At 72.9% G+C, this 16,236-nt stretch carries 15 protein-coding genes; 4 read left to right on the top strand and 11 right to left on the bottom strand.

The annotated features are described in order from the left end of the window. Positions 1–92: 92 nt before the first annotated feature. Both ACFVHO_RS16430 and ACFVHO_RS16425 read left to right on the top strand, forming a co-directional pair. Positions 93–854 carry an alpha/beta hydrolase gene (locus tag ACFVHO_RS16430; RefSeq protein WP_385714164.1) on the top strand — a complete coding sequence of 254 codons (762 nt, stop codon included), beginning with the start codon at positions 93–95 and terminating at the stop codon, positions 852–854. Positions 855–1,061: 207 nt separating this feature from the next. Beyond that, the gene (locus ACFVHO_RS16425) at positions 1,062–2,912 is read left to right on the top strand and encodes an ATP-binding cassette domain-containing protein (protein ID WP_385714161.1); all 1,851 of its coding nucleotides are present in this window, start codon (positions 1,062–1,064) and stop codon (positions 2,910–2,912) included. A gap of 58 nt (positions 2,913–2,970) precedes the next feature. Here the strand turns inward: ACFVHO_RS16425 and ACFVHO_RS16420 are convergent, their stop codons facing one another. The 4 genes from ACFVHO_RS16420 to ACFVHO_RS16405 all read right to left on the bottom strand — a co-directional run bounded on the left by ACFVHO_RS16420 (position 2,971) and on the right by ACFVHO_RS16405 (position 5,878). Further along, complete coding sequence (locus ACFVHO_RS16420; RefSeq protein ID WP_385714158.1) at positions 2,971–3,414, bottom strand: lasso peptide biosynthesis B2 protein; 444 nt, start codon at positions 3,412–3,414, stop codon at positions 2,971–2,973. A gap of 61 nt (positions 3,415–3,475) precedes the next feature. Further along, positions 3,476–3,805, bottom strand: a complete 330-nt coding sequence (locus ACFVHO_RS16415; protein WP_385714156.1) for a lasso peptide biosynthesis PqqD family chaperone — start codon at positions 3,803–3,805, stop codon at positions 3,476–3,478. Beyond that, a complete protein-coding gene (locus ACFVHO_RS16410) occupies positions 3,802–5,706 on the bottom strand; it encodes an asparagine synthase-related protein (protein ID WP_385714153.1) in 1,905 nt (634 codons plus the stop codon). The genes ACFVHO_RS16415 and ACFVHO_RS16410 overlap by 4 nt, the downstream gene beginning before the upstream one ends. A gap of 34 nt (positions 5,707–5,740) precedes the next feature. Beyond that, a complete protein-coding gene (locus ACFVHO_RS16405; RefSeq protein WP_385714150.1) occupies positions 5,741–5,878 on the bottom strand; it encodes a lasso RiPP family leader peptide-containing protein in 138 nt (45 codons plus the stop codon). A 367-nt stretch (positions 5,879–6,245) separates the two neighbouring features. On the opposite strand from ACFVHO_RS16405, the gene ACFVHO_RS16400 reads away from it, so the two are divergent. Beyond that, complete coding sequence (locus ACFVHO_RS16400; RefSeq protein ID WP_385714147.1) at positions 6,246–6,578, top strand: STAS domain-containing protein; 333 nt, start codon at positions 6,246–6,248, stop codon at positions 6,576–6,578. Here the strand turns inward: ACFVHO_RS16400 and ACFVHO_RS16395 are convergent. Continuing rightward, positions 6,489–7,466 (bottom strand): sigma-70 family RNA polymerase sigma factor, encoded by a 978-nt coding sequence (locus ACFVHO_RS16395; RefSeq protein ID WP_385714144.1) that lies wholly within the window; start codon positions 7,464–7,466, stop codon positions 6,489–6,491. The two genes, ACFVHO_RS16400 and ACFVHO_RS16395, sit on opposite strands and share 90 nt — an antisense overlap. Positions 7,467–7,627: 161 nt before the next feature. Next, positions 7,628–8,995, bottom strand: a complete 1,368-nt coding sequence (locus tag ACFVHO_RS16390) for an MFS transporter (RefSeq protein ID WP_385714141.1) — start codon at positions 8,993–8,995, stop codon at positions 7,628–7,630. Between the two features lie 62 nt (positions 8,996–9,057). On the opposite strand from ACFVHO_RS16390, the gene ACFVHO_RS16385 reads away from it, so the two are divergent. Then, the gene (locus ACFVHO_RS16385) at positions 9,058–10,020 is read left to right on the top strand and encodes a LysR family transcriptional regulator (protein WP_385714138.1); all 963 of its coding nucleotides are present in this window, start codon (positions 9,058–9,060) and stop codon (positions 10,018–10,020) included. A gap of 180 nt (positions 10,021–10,200) precedes the next feature. Here ACFVHO_RS16385 and ACFVHO_RS16380 read toward each other — a convergent pair whose 3' ends face one another. The 5 genes from ACFVHO_RS16380 to ACFVHO_RS16360 all read right to left on the bottom strand — a co-directional run bounded on the left by ACFVHO_RS16380 (position 10,201) and on the right by ACFVHO_RS16360 (position 16,104). Next, on the bottom strand, positions 10,201–11,478 hold the full coding sequence (locus ACFVHO_RS16380) for a thymidine phosphorylase (RefSeq protein ID WP_385714135.1): 1,278 nt from the start codon (positions 11,476–11,478) through the stop codon (positions 10,201–10,203). A 127-nt stretch (positions 11,479–11,605) separates the two neighbouring features. Further along, positions 11,606–11,947, bottom strand: a complete 342-nt coding sequence (locus tag ACFVHO_RS16375; RefSeq protein WP_385714300.1) for a cytidine deaminase — start codon at positions 11,945–11,947, stop codon at positions 11,606–11,608. An 82-nt stretch (positions 11,948–12,029) separates the two neighbouring features. Further along, positions 12,030–13,292 (bottom strand): ABC transporter permease, encoded by a 1,263-nt coding sequence (locus ACFVHO_RS16370; protein ID WP_385714132.1) that lies wholly within the window; start codon positions 13,290–13,292, stop codon positions 12,030–12,032. Continuing rightward, entirely contained in the window at positions 13,289–14,452 is a 1,164-nt protein-coding gene (locus ACFVHO_RS16365; RefSeq protein WP_385714129.1) for an ABC transporter permease, read from the bottom strand. Before ACFVHO_RS16365 ends, ACFVHO_RS16370 begins: the two co-directional genes overlap by 4 nt. Further along, positions 14,449–16,104, bottom strand: a complete 1,656-nt coding sequence (locus tag ACFVHO_RS16360; RefSeq protein ID WP_385714297.1) for an ABC transporter ATP-binding protein — start codon at positions 16,102–16,104, stop codon at positions 14,449–14,451. Before ACFVHO_RS16360 ends, ACFVHO_RS16365 begins: the two co-directional genes overlap by 4 nt. Positions 16,105–16,236 lie beyond the last annotated feature (132 nt).

Genomic DNA, 16,236 nt, shown 5'->3' with positions numbered 1-16,236 from the left:
AACTCCTACGCGCGTAGAACTCACTGGGTCGATATGTAACAGTGACCCTGCGGACAGGTGGCATACACCATGACTTCTGACACTGTTCTGCCATGGCACAGCAAGCGACGTCCCGTCCCGTGCGCACGGCCAGGCTCGGGCGTGTGGTCGGCACGCGCCCCTCGACGGTGAGCGCGGTGGCGCTGCTCCTTCCGGGCGGCCACGAGACGTCCACCCGCAAGCCCTCCCTCCTCGCCCATGCGGCGATACGTTCCCTCGGGCGGCACCTCGCCCGGTCCGGGCAGGCCGACGGGCTCGCGGCGCACGTCGTGCACTATCGGGTCGCCGGCTGGAACGGCGCGGAGGCGCAGCTCGCGCGTGACGCCGAGTGGGCGGCCGACGAGGTCGTACGCCGCTACGGCGATGTGCCCGTGTGTCTCGTCGGCGTCGACATGGGCGGCCGGGCGGCGCTGCGGTCCGCCGGGCACAGTGCCGTCAACTCCGTGCTGGCGCTGGCCCCTTGGCTGCCCGAGGACGATGTGGCCGCGCCGCCGGAGCCGGTGAAGCAGCTCGTCGGGCGGCACGTGATGATCGTCCACGGCACCAATGACGAGCGGACCGACCCCGAGCTGTCGTTCCGGCTCGCCGAGCGGGCCAAGAAGGCGAACCGGGACGTGTGCCGGTTCGAGGTCCACTCGGACGGGCATCGGCTCAGTCAGCATCACGCCGAGGTGCAGGCGCTGGCCGCGAACTTCGTGCAGGGGGCGTTGTTCGGGCATCGGTACGCCCGGCCGGTCGAGGACGCGTTGGCCGCGCCGCCGCCGTTGGGGTTACGGATGCCGTTGGCTTCTGGCTTCGGTAAGACGCTGCGCTGAGGGACGTTGCACTGCGCTGGGCGGGCGTCCGGTGCGGGTGGGACCGTCCTCCGCCGATCGGCCTGCGGCCTCGTCCTCAAACGCCGGACGGGCTGAGAACTTCCCCGAGGCGGGCTGAAAGGTGCCGCGACTGCCAACTTCACCCCTTGCGGGGGTGTTTGGGGGCTTTGGGCCCACACGCGTGACCTGGCGCTCCAGCATGAGCGGGTGACCAATTCCCCTCAGCAGGTGGGCCTTCGTAGTGATCCGCGGTTCGAGGACATCGCTGACGCGTCCTGGTGGCGGATGGCCGGGCGGTTGCCCCGCACGCTCGGGGCCGCCGCGCGGCTGGGGTGGGCCGCCGACCGGACCGCGATGCTGTGGCTCGCCGGGTGTCAGGTGGCCGTCGTGGCGGCGGCGGCCGTGGGGCTGGCCGCGCTGCCGGGCGCGCTGGCGCAGTTGTTCCACGGGGGGCCGGTGGCGGAGCGGGTGGCGGCGGCCGCTCCCGCGCTGGTCGTGGTCGCCGTCGCCGCCGGGGTGCGCGCCGGGGCCGACGCGGTCGGCGCCTACGCCTCCGCCCGGCTCGCCCCGGAGGTCGCGTCCGAGGCGGACCTCCAGATCCTGGCGGCCGCGCCTCGGGTGGAGCTGGAGGCGTACGACCAACCCGGCTTCGGCGACCGGCTGCAGGCCGCGGGGCGCGGCGCGGAGGCGACCGAGAACCTGATCGCCGACGCCCAGGCGCTGGTGTCCGCGCTCGGCCAACTCGCCGCCGCAGCCACGGTCCTGACCCTGCTCCACCCCGTACTGCTGCCGCTCCTCGTCCTCGCCGTGGCCCCCAAGGGCGCCGCCGCCGTCACCACCGCGCGCATCCAGCACCGCGCCGACCACCAGAACACCGCGGACAGCCATCTGCGGTACCTGCTGCGGCACCACGCCACGCACCAGCGCACCGCGGCCGAGGTGCGCGCCACCACGATGGCCGCGTTCCTCTCCGACTGGTACGCGGAGATCACCGGCCGGATCAAGGCCACCCACCGCCGGGCCGCGCCCCGCGTCCTGCGCGTCACGCTGCTCGGCGCGAGCCTCAGCGGTCTGATGCTCGTCTCGACGTGGGCCGCGCTCGGCCTGCTCGCCGCGAGCGGGCGGCTTGACCTCGCGCTCGCGGCCACGGCCGTCGTCGCCGTCCGCACCTCCACCGGCGCGCTGACCTCGCTGGTCCTGGCCGCCGCCCGGCTCTTCCGCACCAGCCTGTACCTGGAGGACTGGCAGGCGTTCCTGCGCCGGGCGGCGGCGCTGCGGGCGGTGCGGGGGTCCGTGGCGATTCCGGACGGGGGGCCCGCCGAGATCCGGGCCGAGAAGGTGAGTTACACCTATCCGGGCGCGGCCACCCCGGCGGTCGACGGCGTCAGTCTCACCCTGCGGCGCGGCGAACTCGTCGCGCTCGTGGGCGAGAACGGGTCCGGCAAGAGCACCCTGTCCGCCCTGCTCACCGGGCTTCGCATCGCCTCCACCGGCACGGTCAGCTGGGACGGCACCGACCTCGCCGAGGCCGACCCGCACACCGTGTGGGCGAAGGTCGGCCTCGTACCCCAGGACTTCACGCGCTGGCCGATGGACCTGCGCGCCAACATCCACCTCGGCCAGCCCCGCTCCGAGACCGACGCCCTCCTCCTCGACGCCGCCCGGGCCTCCGGTGCCGACCGCGTCATCGCGGACGCCCCGCACGGCCTGGACACGCTGGTCGCGGGCTCCCACTGGGGCGGCACCGACCTGTCCGGCGGCCAGTGGCAGCGCATCGCCGTCGCGCGCGCCTTCTACCGCGACGCCGCGATGCTCATGCTCGACGAGCCCACCTCGGCGATGGACCCCCGCGCCGAGTACCTGGTGATCCGCCGCTTCAAGGAACTGGCGGCGGGCAAGGCCGCTGTCTTCGTCACCCAGGGCCTGGAGAACGCCCGCATCGCGGACCGCGTCGTCGTCCTGGACCGGGGGCGCATCCGCGAGGAGGGCGACTTCGCGACGCTGCTGGCCCGGGACGGGCTCTTCGCCGAGCTCTATCGGTTGGCGCGGGATCGGTGAGGGGGGCGCGGGGGCGCCGGTGTTGAGGGGGGTGTAGGTCGCCGGGGCCCGCCCGGGCTCAGCTCTGCTTGCTCGGCAGGTGCTTGTCCGGCGGGGGCCCCACCACCATCATCCGCCGGAACTGCCCCTGCCCCTGCGGCTCCCCCACCGGTCGGCCGTCGACCTCCACCCAGGCGTGGGCGCGGAACGGGGCTGTGCGCACGCCCGTGCACCAGTCCGGCCACACCCCGCGCATCCTGCACAGGAGGGCGGTCGCCACGGAGCGTTGGAGGCAGCCCTCGCCGGCGCAGCGGGCGCTGACCGCGACGACGGCCGCGCGGGCGGCCAGGGCCTGGTCGGTCGTGGCGGGGGTGGCGCCGCGGCGGACCATGGACAGCGCGCGGCGGATGCGGTGCGGTCTGAACGCGACGATCAGGCGGGCCGCGGCCGTGGCCAGCAAGGCGGGGGGACGGTGGCGCAGGGGCAGGCGGGTGCGGGTCGCGGGCACCATCGACTGGCTCATGCGGGCACCGCCATCGGCTGGCTCATGCGGGCACCACCATCGGGGTGTGCGCTCGTCTGGTTCATGCGGGCACCACCAGGTGGGCGGCCAGGAGGGCGCGGGTGATCGAGTCCGTGTCGGCGTCGGCGCGTTCCGGGGTGAGGCGGGGGTAGGCGGCGCGCAGGGCGCGGGCCGTGTCCGGGGGTGCGGCGCCGTCGAGGAGGCCGCGCAGGACCAGGGCGGCGGTGCGGTTGAGCTGCCAGTAGCGGCCGGTGACCTCGTCCAGGAGGACCATGCCGTCCTCCGTGTCCGTCGCGCAGACGTCGGGGCGCAGGGTCAGGGGCCGGGGCAGCGGGTGTGCCGGAGGCGGGGGCGAGGTCGGGGGCGGGATCGGGGGCCGGGGCGGGGTCACTGTGCTCCTTCTGTGGTCGATGTCGGCGTGGTGTCCGGCCGGGTGGTGCGCGCGGCGCGGAGCCAGATCTCGGTGCCCAGGCTGGAGCTCAGGGAGCGCAGGCCCTCCGGGGTGGGGTGCACCCCAAGCAGCGACGCGCGCACGGCCGCGTCGTCGACCAGTCCGGCGCGGGCGAGCCGGGAGTCGTCGAACAGCTCGACGAGGGCGCCGCGGTTGTGGCGCAGCGCCGTGTGGAAGTCGGTGCTGTACTCGCCCTTCGTGTGGCGTCGCAGGACGTCGTCGGGCACGGTGCCGCGCACCGCCTCGGCGAGCACCGGCTTGTAGCGGCCGGGGGAGCCGCGCTCGGCCACGCGGATGGCGAGGGCCGCCTCGATCACCGCGTCGTCGAGGTAGGGCGCGGCCTGCCCCAGGCCGCGGGCGGAGGTCACCTGGTCCAGTTGCCGCAGGCCGCGCCCGCCGGTGCGTACGCACGCGAGCGCGGTGTGCTGGCCGCGCCGGGGCGCGAGGGGTTCGGCGGTCTCGGCGTTCTCGGCGGCTTCCAGGAGCAGGCCGCGGACGGCCCGGACCGCGTCGGGGGTCGCCCAGGGCGGCATGCGCAGGTCGACGCCCCACGCCGTCGAAGGGGCACCGCGGACCAGGGCCGCCGAGGACGGCTCGGCGACGCCCAGGCCCTCGGCCCACGCGGTCAGCCACTGGGCGAAGGTCCTGCGGTCGGCGAGCTGGCGCAGGAGCGGTCCGAGCGGCCAGTGCTGGGAGGCGCGTTGGGTGCGGATGCGGCTGTACGCGGCCAGCGGATGGCTTCGTACGTAGTCGTGCAGGTGGGGCGGGAAGGTGCTGAACAGCTCGTCCCCGCCGCCGCCCATCAGGTGCAGGCGGGAGCCCCGGCCGGTCATGAGGCGGCAGAGCGCCGCCATCCTCGCGCCGTCGCGCACCCACGGCCCCGGCTCGTCGGTGGGGACGGCGGCGCCGGTGAGGGCCGTCAAGTCGCTGTACCAGAGGGGCGTTTGATCGTGGTCGGGCGTGATGTGCTCGCTGTCGGGCAGCTGGGCGGCGGCGCGCGCGGCCCAGGTCGCGTCGTCGTTCTCCGGGTCGAGGCTCTGCCAGCGCAGCGTCACCAGCTTCGCCCCGGCGGGCCGGGCGCGGTCCTGCTCGCGGGCGGCCAGGAAGCACAGGCTGGTGGAGTCCAGGCCACCGGTGAGGTCCGCGCTCACCGTGCCCCGGCCCGCCACGCAGGCCGCCACCGCGGCGGTCAGCGCCGCCCGCACCGCGGGCACGCCCTCGCGCCACCCGAGCTCCGGCTCGGGCGGGGTCCACCACCGCCGGGTGCGGGCCCGCCCGTCCGCGTCGAGCAGCAGGCAGTCCTGCGACCGCAGGGCGCGCACGCCCTGCCACACGCAGAGGTCGTCCAGCGGATACGGGAGCGGCGAGGACAACAGGTGTGCGGCGAGGAGCCGTTCGTCGGGACTCGCGCCGGTCACGGCGGCGAGCCGGTCCGCCCGGTCGGCGGCGACGGACACCCCGGCCACCCGGGCGTGGAAGAGCCGCCGCACCCCGGACGCGCTCCCCCGGGCCCTGACCGTGCCGTCGGCGGTGGCGAGGAGGTGGAAGCTGCCGGTCAGGCCGCGGGCGGCCCGCTCCACGCCGTCGGAGTCCTCGATGTCACGCAGGCGTCCCGCCCGCGCGGACAGTTCCTCGGCGGTGACCGGGCAGCGCCCGATCACCGCGACTCGCCGCGCCCCCGCCGTTCCCACCGTCACGTGTCCGTCCGGCCAACTGCCCAGCAGCCAGGGCCGGCCGGAGGCGTGGGCGATGGTCTCGGTGGCGCGGGGGCGCAGGAGCCGCGCCGCGGCCACGCCGGATTCACCGTCGGGAAGGACCGTGAACCACACGTCACCGCTCATGGCATGTCACCAGTCATGTGCTGTCGGTCTGGGGTCAGCTGGGGCCGAGGTACCACTCGTAGGGCGGGAATCCGCCCTCGTAGAACGCGCCCAGGGGCTCGCCGCGGGTCAGTTCGGCGAAGTCACCGACTTCCACCATGGCCGGGGGTTCGTACACGTCGTCGTGCTGCATGAAGGGCCTGCCTCTCTTTGGCCGTTGGCGTGGAACCCCACGCCGAAGCGGACAGTGCCCAGGGCGATTCGGCGCTACGCACCGGGGACGCCCGTCCCACCTGATCCGGTGAAGTGGATGGTTTTCGCCCCTCGGAGGAGGCACGAGGGTGGTGCCGCATGCGCCGTGCACGCCCGGAGTCGGCAGGTGCCGGCGGGGACCCCGTGCGACCCGGGAGAGCCGGAACGGTTCGCGCCACAGAGGCCCGGGGCGGGCCTGAGGCCCGGCGGGCGCGGGAGGAGTCCGGGGCCCACCGATGAGTTCCGGAGGCGCGAGCGGTCCCCCTAACGTGGCAGTCTCCCAAGCACATTCGCCGAACCTGCTGGTCATGAGCGGGCCCGTCCGTCAGGACGACCTACCGCGGCTGGTCGCCGACCTGCGCGCCGTCGCGCTCGCGTCCGGCGCCGCCGAGGTGATCTGCGACGTCGGCGGGGTGACCACCGCCGACCTCGTGACCGTGGAGGCGGTGGCCCGGCTCAGACTGGCCGCCCGCAGGGCGGGGGTGGGGCTGCGGCTGCGGGATCCCACCCCGGCCCTGTGGGCGCTGCTCCGGCTCGTCGGTCTCGCGGAGCTATGCGTCGAGGTGGAGGGGGACCCCGAAGAGCGGGAACCACCGCTGGGTGTCGAGGAAGCAGTGGAATCCGGCGACACGGCCCGCTGAGATCTCGATGACCTGGATCGCCCAGGGCATGTAACCGCCCTTGTCGGGGTCGGGCTTGTACTGCGCGAAGCCGGGGGTGCCGTTGACCGCGACGGGCAGCAGCCGGGAGCCCTCGCACTGGGCGCCCATGGTCGACATGAAGCCCGTGATGTCCTGCGGGCCGCGCAGCCACAGGTCGAACGGGGGCATCGTCATGACCGCGTCCTCGTGCAGGAGGGCGGTCAGGGCCGCCATGTCATAGCCCTCGAAGGCGGTGACGTAGCGGTCGAGGAGCTTCTGCTGCTCCTCGTCCAGCGGGTCCGACGTCGCCGTGTCGTCGGCCGGGCGGTCGGCGAGGGTGGCGCGGGCGCGCTGGAGGGCGCTGTTGACGGACGCGACCGTCGTGCCGAGCAGCTCGGCGACCTCGCTGGCCTTCCACGCCAGGACTTCGCGCAGGATCAGCACCGCCCGCTGCTTGGCGGGCAGTTGCTGCAGGGCGGCGATGAAGGCGAGGCGCACCGACTCCTTGGCGACGGCGGCCTCGGCGGGGTCGCCGATGGTGGGCAGGACCCGGCCGTCCGGTATCGGCTCCAGCCAGACGTTGTCCGCGCGGGGGGTCAGGGCCGCCTGGGCCAGGGGCGTGGAGGCGGTGAGGTCCATGGGGCGGGCGCGGCGGTTGCCCGCGTTCAGCATGTCCAGGCAGACGTTCGTCGCGATGCGGTACAGCCAGGAGCGGAGGCTGGAGCGGCCCTCGAACTTGTCGAAGCTGCGCCAGGCGCGGACCATCGTGTCCTGCACGGCGTCCTCGGCCTCGAAGGCCGAGCCCAGCATGCGATAGCAGTACCCGGTCAGTTCGGTGCGGTGCTTCTCCAGGCCCGCGTCCAGCTCCACCGTCGCGCTGTCACTCATCCCAACCCACCCCTGTGCCTCTGCGTGCCCGTTTGTGCCCGTGTCGTAGCGGCTGCGGAAGTCCCAGCACCTCGGAAGCTACCCCAGCCCACTGACAATGGCCTGCGGAGCGGCGAAAACGGCAGCTCACAGGGGTTGTTTGCGGTAAAGGTCGGGAAGGGTCAGGCGGTGCGGGCCGTCGTCACCCGCTCCACGCGCGCCACCCGGCTCCCGTACAGCGTGATCGACACGACGCCGAGGACGGCGAGGATGCCGAGGCCGACCGTGCCGCCCCAGCCGCCCGCGTGGAAGGCCATGGCGCCGAGGGTGCCGCCGAGGCTGGAGCCCACGTAGTACGCGGACTGGTAGAGGGCGGAGGCCTGGGCGCGGCCCGTGGTGGCCGTGCGGCTCACCGACGAGGACGCGACCGCGTGGCCCGCGAAGAAGCCGGCCGTGATCAGGACCAGGCCGAGCAGCACGAGGACCAGCGAGGTGGACAGGGACAGGAGCAGGCCGCCCGCGGTGGTGCTCACGGCCAGGTACAGGGCGCCGCGCCTGCCGAGCCGCGTCACCAGCTTCCCGGCCGCCGCCGACGACGCCGTACCGACGAGGTAGACGAGGAAGATCGAGCCGATGACGCCCTGCGGGAGCGAGAACGGGCCCTCGGTGAGGCGGTAGCCGATCACCGTGTAGACCGCGCCGAAGACGGTCATGAACAGCGCGCCGATCGCGTACAGGCGGCACAGGAGCGGGTTCGACAGGTGTGAACGGACCGTGCGGGCCAGCGACTTGGGGCTGAGCGTGCCCGGCGTGAAGTGGCGCGGGGCGGGCAGCAGCGCGCGGAAGGCGAGCGCGCCCGCCACCGCGAGCAGGCCGACCACGGCGAGCGCCCAGCGCCAGCCCCAGGCCTGCGCGGCCCAGCCCGTGACGATGCGGCCGCTCATGCCGCCGATGGAGTTGCCCGCGACGAACATGCCGATCGCGGCGACCAGCGCCTTGGGGCGGACCTCCTCCGCGAGGTACGCCATCGCGGACGCCGGGAGTCCGGCGAGCGCGGCGCCCTGCACGGCGCGCAGCGCGATCAGTACGCCGATGTTCGGCGCGAACGGGACCAGCAGGCCCACGGCGACGGCCACCGTCAGCGAGACCGTCATCAGGGTGCGCCGCCCGAACCGCTCCGAAAGGGCGCTCAGCGGAAGCACGAACAGGGCGAGCGCGCCGGTCGCCGCCGACACCGTCCAGCTCGCCGTGGACGCGCTCACGCCGAGGTCGGCGGAGATCAGCGGGAGCAGTGCCTGGGTGGAGTACAGGAGCGCGAAGGTGGCGACGCCCGCCAGGAAAAGGGCGAAGCTCATGCGGCGAAAGCCCGGGCCTCCCGGTGCCATGCGCGTGTCGTGGTCGTTCGTGGATCGGGCCGGCCCGGCCTGGTCGACCGGCTGGGTCGACGTGGCGGAGACCGAAGAGGAAGCAGGGGAAGCAGAAGAAGCAGGGGACGACGGGGTGAGGGCGACCGCGTGGATGGCGGACGCCCCGCTACTGGCAGGAGGCATGTCACGAACGTACGACCAGGATTCTCATGCGTCCAATGCATGGAATCGCCATAATCGTTCCCATGCAGCATCAGCAGAGGTCAGGCGCCCGTCTGTCGCAGAACAGTGACACAGAGGACACAGCTCACATCGTGCGACTCCTTGCTCCTCGGCTCGCGTACTTCGCCGGGGTGGCCCGCACGGAGCACGTCACGCGGGCCGCGCGGGAGTTGGAGGTGCCGCAGTCCACGTTGTCGCGCGCGCTGGTGCGGCTCGAACAGGACCTGGGCGTCGACCTGTTCGCCCGGCACGGTCGTACGGTGTCGCTGACGCCCGCCGGACGGACCTTCCTCGCCTCCGCGGAGCGGGCGCTCGCCGAGGTGGGGCGGGCCGCGGAGTCCGTGCGGGCCGACGCGGATCCCGCCACCGGGAAGGTGGCGTTCGGGTTCCTCCACACCATGGGGTCCGAGACCGTGCCCGGGCTCATCCGGGCCTTTCGCGCGGATCATCCCCGGGTGCGGTTCAGTCTCGTGCAGAACTACGGCGAAGCCATGCTGGAGCGGCTGCGGGCCGGGGAGCTCGACCTGTGTCTCACCTCCCCCGTGCCGGACGCGCCCGGGCTCGTCGCCCGACGGCTCGACGAGCAGCGGCTGCGGCTCGTCGTCCCCGACGACCACCGGCTCGCCTCCCGCAAGCGCATCCGGCTCGCCGAGGCCGCCGACGAGACCTTCGTGACGCTCGAACCCGGGTACGGGCTGCGGCGCATCACCGACGACCTGTGCGCCGAGGCCGGGTTCCGTCCGCGCGTCGCCTTCGAGGGCGAAGAAGCGGAGACCCTACGCGGGTTGGTCGCCGCCGGGCTCGGCGTGGCCCTCCTGCCACCGCCCGCCGTCGCCCGGCCCGGCGTCGTCGAACTCACCGTCACCGGCCAGCGGGCCGTCCGCGAGATCGGCGTCGCCTGGCTCGAGGGCCACCCCGACACGGCCCCGGTCGCCGCCTTCAAGAAGTTCCTCCTGAGCAGGAGGGGCCGCCTGCTCCCGGAATAAGCTGGCGTCCCGCCTTGGGGGACATCCCGTGCGGGTGGAACAGCCCCACGCCGGTCGCGCTGCCGCGCTCGTCCTCAATCGCCGGACGGGCTTTTCCCCACCCACCCGCCCTGATTCGCCCTCCGGGCGGGGGGGCCGGGGGCGGAGCCCCCTGGGGGGAGTCCTTCCGGGGCGCCGGGATCAGCCGATCCGGTCCAAGACGATGGGTCGGGCCGTGAACGGGGTCCCCGCCGGGGACACTTCGTACGTGGAGGTCAGGGACTCCAGGGCGTACTCGAAGCGTTCGGGGGTGTCCGTGTGGAGGGTGAGGAGGGGCTGGCCGGCCACGACGGAGTCGCCCGGCTTGGCGTGCAGGACGACACCCGCGCCCGCCTGGACGGGGTCCTCCTTGCGGGCCCGGCCCGCACCCAGGCGCCATGCCGCGACGCCGATGTCGTACGCGTCGAGGCGGGTGAGGACACCGGAGGAGGGCGCCATCACGGTGTGGGTCTCGCGGGCGACGGGCAGCGCCGCGTCCGGGTCGCCGCCCTGGGCGGAGATCATCCGGCGCCAGACGTCCATCGCGGACCCGTCGGCGAGGGCCTTCGCGGGGTCGGCGTCCGGCAGCCCGGCGGCGTCGAGCATCTCGCGGGCCAGCGCGAGGGTGAGGTCGACGACGTCGGCGGGACCGCCGCCCGCGAGGACCTCGACGGACTCGCGGACTTCGAGGGCGTTGCCCGCGGTGAGGCCGAGGGGGGTGGCCATGTCGGTGAGGAGGGCGACCGTACGGACGCCGTGGTCGGTGCCGAGGCCGACCATCGTGGAGGCCAGCTCGCGGGCGTCGTCCAGGGTCTTCATGAAGGCGCCGGTGCCGACCTTCACGTCCAGGACGAGCGACCCCGTGCCCTCGGCGATCTTCTTGGACATGATGGAGGAGGCGATGAGCGGGATCGCCTCGACGGTGCCGGTCACGTCGCGGAGGGCGTAGAGCTTCTTGTCGGCGGGGGCCAGACCGTCGCCCGCCGCGCAGATGACGGAGCCCGCGTCGTTCAGGACGTTCAGCATCTCCTCGTTGGAGAGCAGCGCCCGCCACCCGGGGATCGACTCCAGCTTGTCGAGGGTGCCGCCGGTGTGGCCGAGGCCGCGCCCGGAGAGCTGGGGGACGGCCGCTCCGCAGGCCGCGACCAGCGGGGCGAGCGGCAGCGTGATCTTGTCGCCGACGCCGCCCGTGGAGTGCTTGTCGGCGGTGGGGCGGGAGAGGGAGGAGAAGTCCATGCGCTCGCCGGAGGCGATCATCGCCGCCGTCCAGCGGGCGATCTCACGGCGGTTCATGCCGTTCAGGAGGATCGCCATGGCGAGGGCGGACATCTGCTCGTCGGCGACGGCGCCGCGCGTGTACGCGTCGATGACCCAGTCGATCTGCTCGTCGCTCAGCTCGCCCCGGTCCCGCTTCGTACGGATGACGGAGATTACGTCCATGGCGGCAATTCCCTTCCGGCGGTGCCGGTCGTCAGTGACCGGCGTGCGTCACACCCGACTCTACGCGCATAGAGCAAGGAAGCGGCAGGGCCCCCGCCAACTCGGCGGGGGCCCTGCCCGGTTGGGCTCAGTTCAGGTGCTCGGGCCCGAACGCGTCCGGCAGCATGTCCCCCAGGGGCCGCACCCCGGACGACGTCTCGAGCAGCAGCCCGGGGCCGCCGAACTCGTACAGGAGCTGACGGCACCGGCCGCACGGCATGAGGATGTCGCCCTTGCCGTCCACGCAGGTGAAGTGGGTGAGGCGGCCGCCGCCGGTGAGCTGCAGCTGGGAGATCAGGCCGCACTCGGCGCACAGGCCGAGGCCGTACGAGGCGTTCTCGACGTTGCAGCCGGTGACGGTGCGGCCGTCGTCGGCGCGGGCCGCGGCGCCGACCGGGAAGCCCGAGTAGGGCGCGTACGCACGGGACATGGCCTCGCGCGCGGCATCCCGCAGGTCGTCCCAGTCGACGTCCGCGGCGGCGGTCACCGTCCCCGCCCCTCGGCAGAGTGCGTCATTTCCCTTGTCCCTTCCGGTACGGCATCCCGTCCGCCTTGGGCATCCGCAGCCGCTGGGCGGAGAGCGAGAGCACCAGCAGCGTGACGACGTACGGCGTGGCGGTGACGACCTGGTTCGGCACCTCGTCGGTGAGGCCGTACCAGAGGAACATCAGCGCCGATGCCGCCGCGGTGACGACCGCGGGGACGTAGCGCTTGCGCCAGATCAGGTAGGCCGCGCCGATGAGAAGAAGGATGGCGATCAGGAGCAGCAGGGCGTGGACATTCGTGCCGCCGCCCCGCAGCTTCAGGCTGTCGGTGTAACCGAACAGGCCGGCACCGAGCGCGAGTCCGCCCGGCATCCAGTTGCCGAAGATCATGGCGGCGAGGCCGATGTAGCCGCGCTGGCCGGTCTGGCCCTCCAGGTAGATGTTGGAGGCGACCAGGGACAGGAAGGCGCCGCCGAGGCCCGCGAGGCCGCCGGAGATGATGACGGCCAGGTACTTGTACTTGTAGACGTTGACGCCGAGGGACTCCGCCGCGATCGGGTTCTCGCCGCAGGAGCGAAGGCGCAGGCCGAACGAGGTCCGCCAGAGGATGAACCAGCTCAGCGGCACCATCGCGACGGCGATGAGGGTCAGCGGCGACACGTCGGTGATCAGACCGCCGAGCAGGCCCGCGATGTCGGACACCAGGAACCAGTGCTTCTGGTTGAGGTCGTGCAGCCAGTCCGAGAGCCCCGGCACCGAGAACTTGCCGAGGGAGTCCACGCCGGGCGACTGCTTCGACGTACCGCCCTCCACGCCCTCGAAGGCGAAGGTGGAGAGGTAGCGCGTGGTGCCGAGGGCGAGGATGTTCAGGGCCACACCGGAGACGATGTGGTTGACGTTGAAGGTGACCGTGACGATCGCGTGCAGCAGGCCGCCGAGCGCGCCGCCGAGCACACCGAAGACGATGCCGACCCACGGGCCCCACTGGTAGCCCGCCCAGGCGCCGAACCAGGTGCCGAGGATCAGCATGCCCTCGAGGCCGATGTTGACGACGCCCGCACGCTCGGCCCACAGGCCGCCGAGGCCCGCGAGGCCGATCGGCACGGCCAGGCGCAGGGCGCCGGACATCTGGCCGGTGGAGGTGATGCCGTGGGCGTCGGTGATCAGCCGGACCACGGAGGTGAGGACCAGGACGCCCGAGATGATCAGGAGCAGGACGGGGAGCGAGATGCGGCGGCGGCCCGGCTTGGGAGTCGCGGGCGCGGCCTTGGTGACGGTTGCCGTGCTCATCGGGCAGCCACCTCCTTCACGGAGTCGTTGTCGCCGGGGTTGCCGGGCTTGCCGTTGTCGGCACCGGTGGCACGGGCCGCGGCGGCCAGTTCCTCACCGACGCGCTGCTGCTGGCGGCGCAGGCCCCAGCGGCGTACCGCCTCGTAGGAGACGACGACCGCGATCACGATCAGGCCCTGCATGATCACCGCGATCTCCTTGTCGTACGCCACCGGCTGGGCGTAGTCGAGAGCGGGCGACGCCTTGTCGAGGAAGGCGATGAGCAGCGCGGCGAACGCGATGCCGACCGGGTTGTTGCGGCCGAGCAGAGCGATGGTGATGCCGGTGAAGCCGAGGCCGGTGGGGAAGCTCAGGCTGTAGGTGTGGACGTCGCCGAGGAGGATCGGCATGCCCGCGAGGCCCGCGACCGCGCCCGAGATCACCATGGCGGTGAGCACCATGCGCTTGGCGTTCACACCGGAGGCGGCGGCCGCCGACTGCGAGGCGCCGGTGGCGCGCAGGTCGAAGCCGAAGCGGGTGCGGTTGAGGACCAGCCAGTACAGGACGCCGCCGAGGGCCGCGATGATCACGAAGCCGTAGATCTCGCCGGAGTCGCCCATCGAGATGCCGGGGAACCAGCCGGACTTGTGCATGACGCCGGTGGTCTGGTTGTTGCCCACCGGGACGCCGAAGTTCTCGGTGAGGGTGAGGTAGCCGATGACGCTCGTCGCGATGGCGTTGAGCATGATCGTGGAGACGACCTCGCTGACGCCCCGCGTGGTCTTCAGGACGCCCGCGATGCCCGCCCAGAACGCGCCGGTCAGCATCGCGACCAGGATGAGCAGCGGGATCTGCAGGCCGGACGGCAGCGAGACGTGCGCGCCGACGACGGCCGTGACCATCGCGGCGAGCCGGTACTGGCCGTCCACACCGATGTTGAACAGGTTCATGCGGAAGCCGATCGCCACCGCGAGGGCCGCCAGGTAGTACATCCCGGCCTGGTTGATGATCAGGACCTGGACGTCGGAGAACCCGGCCTGCTCGAACATCAGGCTGTACGGCTCGATCGGGTTCTTGCCCGAGGCGAGCAGCACGACCGACGTCAGGGCGACGGCCGCGATGAGCGCGATGACCGGTCCGGCCACCGCGAGGAGCACCCGCTCCTTGTCGAACTTCTTCATCGGGCCTCGTCCTCCGGGGCGGCTTCTTCGGTTGCGTCGGCGGGGGCGTCGGCAGCGGACCCGGCGTCCGCGGCCTCGCCGTCCTCGACGTGCTCCAGGTGTCCGGAGGCCGCGCCCGTCATCGCCGAGCCCAGCTCCTCCGGGGTGACCGTCGCCGGGTCGGCGTCCGCGACCAGCCGGCCCCGGTAGACCACGCGGAGGGTGTCCGAGAGGCCGATCAGCTCGTCCAGGTCGGCGGAGATGAGGAGCACGGCGAGGCCCTCGCGGCGCGCCTCGCGGATCTGGTCCCAGATCTGCGCCTGCGCGCCGACGTCCACGCCGCGGGTGGGGTGCGCGGCGATGAGGAAGCGCGGCTTGTGGCTCATCTCGCGGCCGACGATCAGCTTCTGCTGGTTGCCGCCGGACAGGGAGGCCGCCGTGACGTCGATGCCGGGCGTACGGACGTCGTACTCCTCGACGATGCGCCGGGTGTCGGCCTGCGCGCCCTTGGGGTCCAGCCAGAAGCCGCGGCCCCGGCTGTTGGGCTTCTCGGTGACGTGGCCGAGGATGCGGTTCTCCCAGAGCGGGGCTTCCAGGAGCAGGCCGTGGCGGTGGCGGTCCTCGGGGATGTAGCCGACGCCGCCCTCGCGCCGTCTGCGGGTTACCCAGTCGGTGATGTCCTCGCCGGCCATCCTGATGACGCCGGAGTCGGCGTGCTTGAGGCCGATGAGGGCGTCGATGAGTTCGGTCTGGCCGTTGCCCTCCACGCCCGCGAGGCCGAGCACTTCGCCCTCGTGGATGGTGAAGGAGATGTCGTCGAGGAGGGCGCGGCCCGACTCGCCGTCGGCGAGCAGCTTCAGGCCCTCGACCTCGATCATCGGCCGGTCGGTGACGGTGGACTCCGCGGTCTCCGGCGTCGGCAGCTCGCTGCCCACCATCAGCTCGGCGAGCTGGCGCGGGGTGGTCTCGGACGGGACGGCCGTGCCCACCGTCGTACCGCGCCGGATGACGGTGATGTCGTCGGCGACGGAGAGGACCTCGCCGAGCTTGTGCGAGATGAAGATGACGGACAGGCCCTCGGACTTGAGCTCGCGCAGGTTGTCGAAGAGCGCGTCGACCTCCTGGGGCACGAGCACGGCCGTGGGCTCGTCGAGGATCAGCGTGGTGGCGCCGCGGTAGAGGACCTTGAGGATCTCCACGCGCTGCCGGTCGGCGACGCCGAGGTCCTCGACGTAGGCGTCGGGGCGCACGCCGAGGCCGTAGCGGTCGGAGATCTCGGCGATCTTGCGGCGGGCCCCGGCACCGATGCCGTACAGCTTCTCGCTGCCGAGCACGATGTTCTCCAGGACGGTCAGCTGGTCGGCCAGCATGAAGTGCTGGTGGACCATGCCGATGCCGCGGCTGATGGCGTCCGCGGGGCTGTTGAAGGAGACCGTGACGCCGTCGACGGCGATGGTGCCCTCGTCCGGCTTCTGCATGCCGTAGAGGATCTTCATCAGCGTCGACTTGCCGGCGCCGTTCTCGCCGACGAGGGCGTGGACGGTGCCCTTGCGGACGCTGAGGTGGATGTCGTGGTTGGCCACGACGCCCGGGAACCGCTTGGTGATGCCGACGAGTTCGACGGCACAGGCTGCGGGGCGGTCTGCGGGCGGAGGGCTGGTGGACGCGTCGATGGCGCACTCTCCTGAAGGACTTAAGGAAAGGGGCCGGACCCGCACACGCGGTGTGTGCCCCTGCTTCACGCCTCGGTCGCCACCGGACGGCCGCCCGGGCCCACGGAGCACGACGTCGCATGACTGTCGTGC

The sequence above is a fragment of the Streptomyces sp. NPDC127108 genome (assembly GCF_042677545.1).
In the GTDB taxonomy this organism is placed as follows: domain Bacteria; phylum Actinomycetota; class Actinomycetes; order Streptomycetales; family Streptomycetaceae; genus Streptomyces.
Note: the sequence above shows the minus strand (reverse complement) of the source record. Positions and strands in the feature narration are given on the sequence as shown.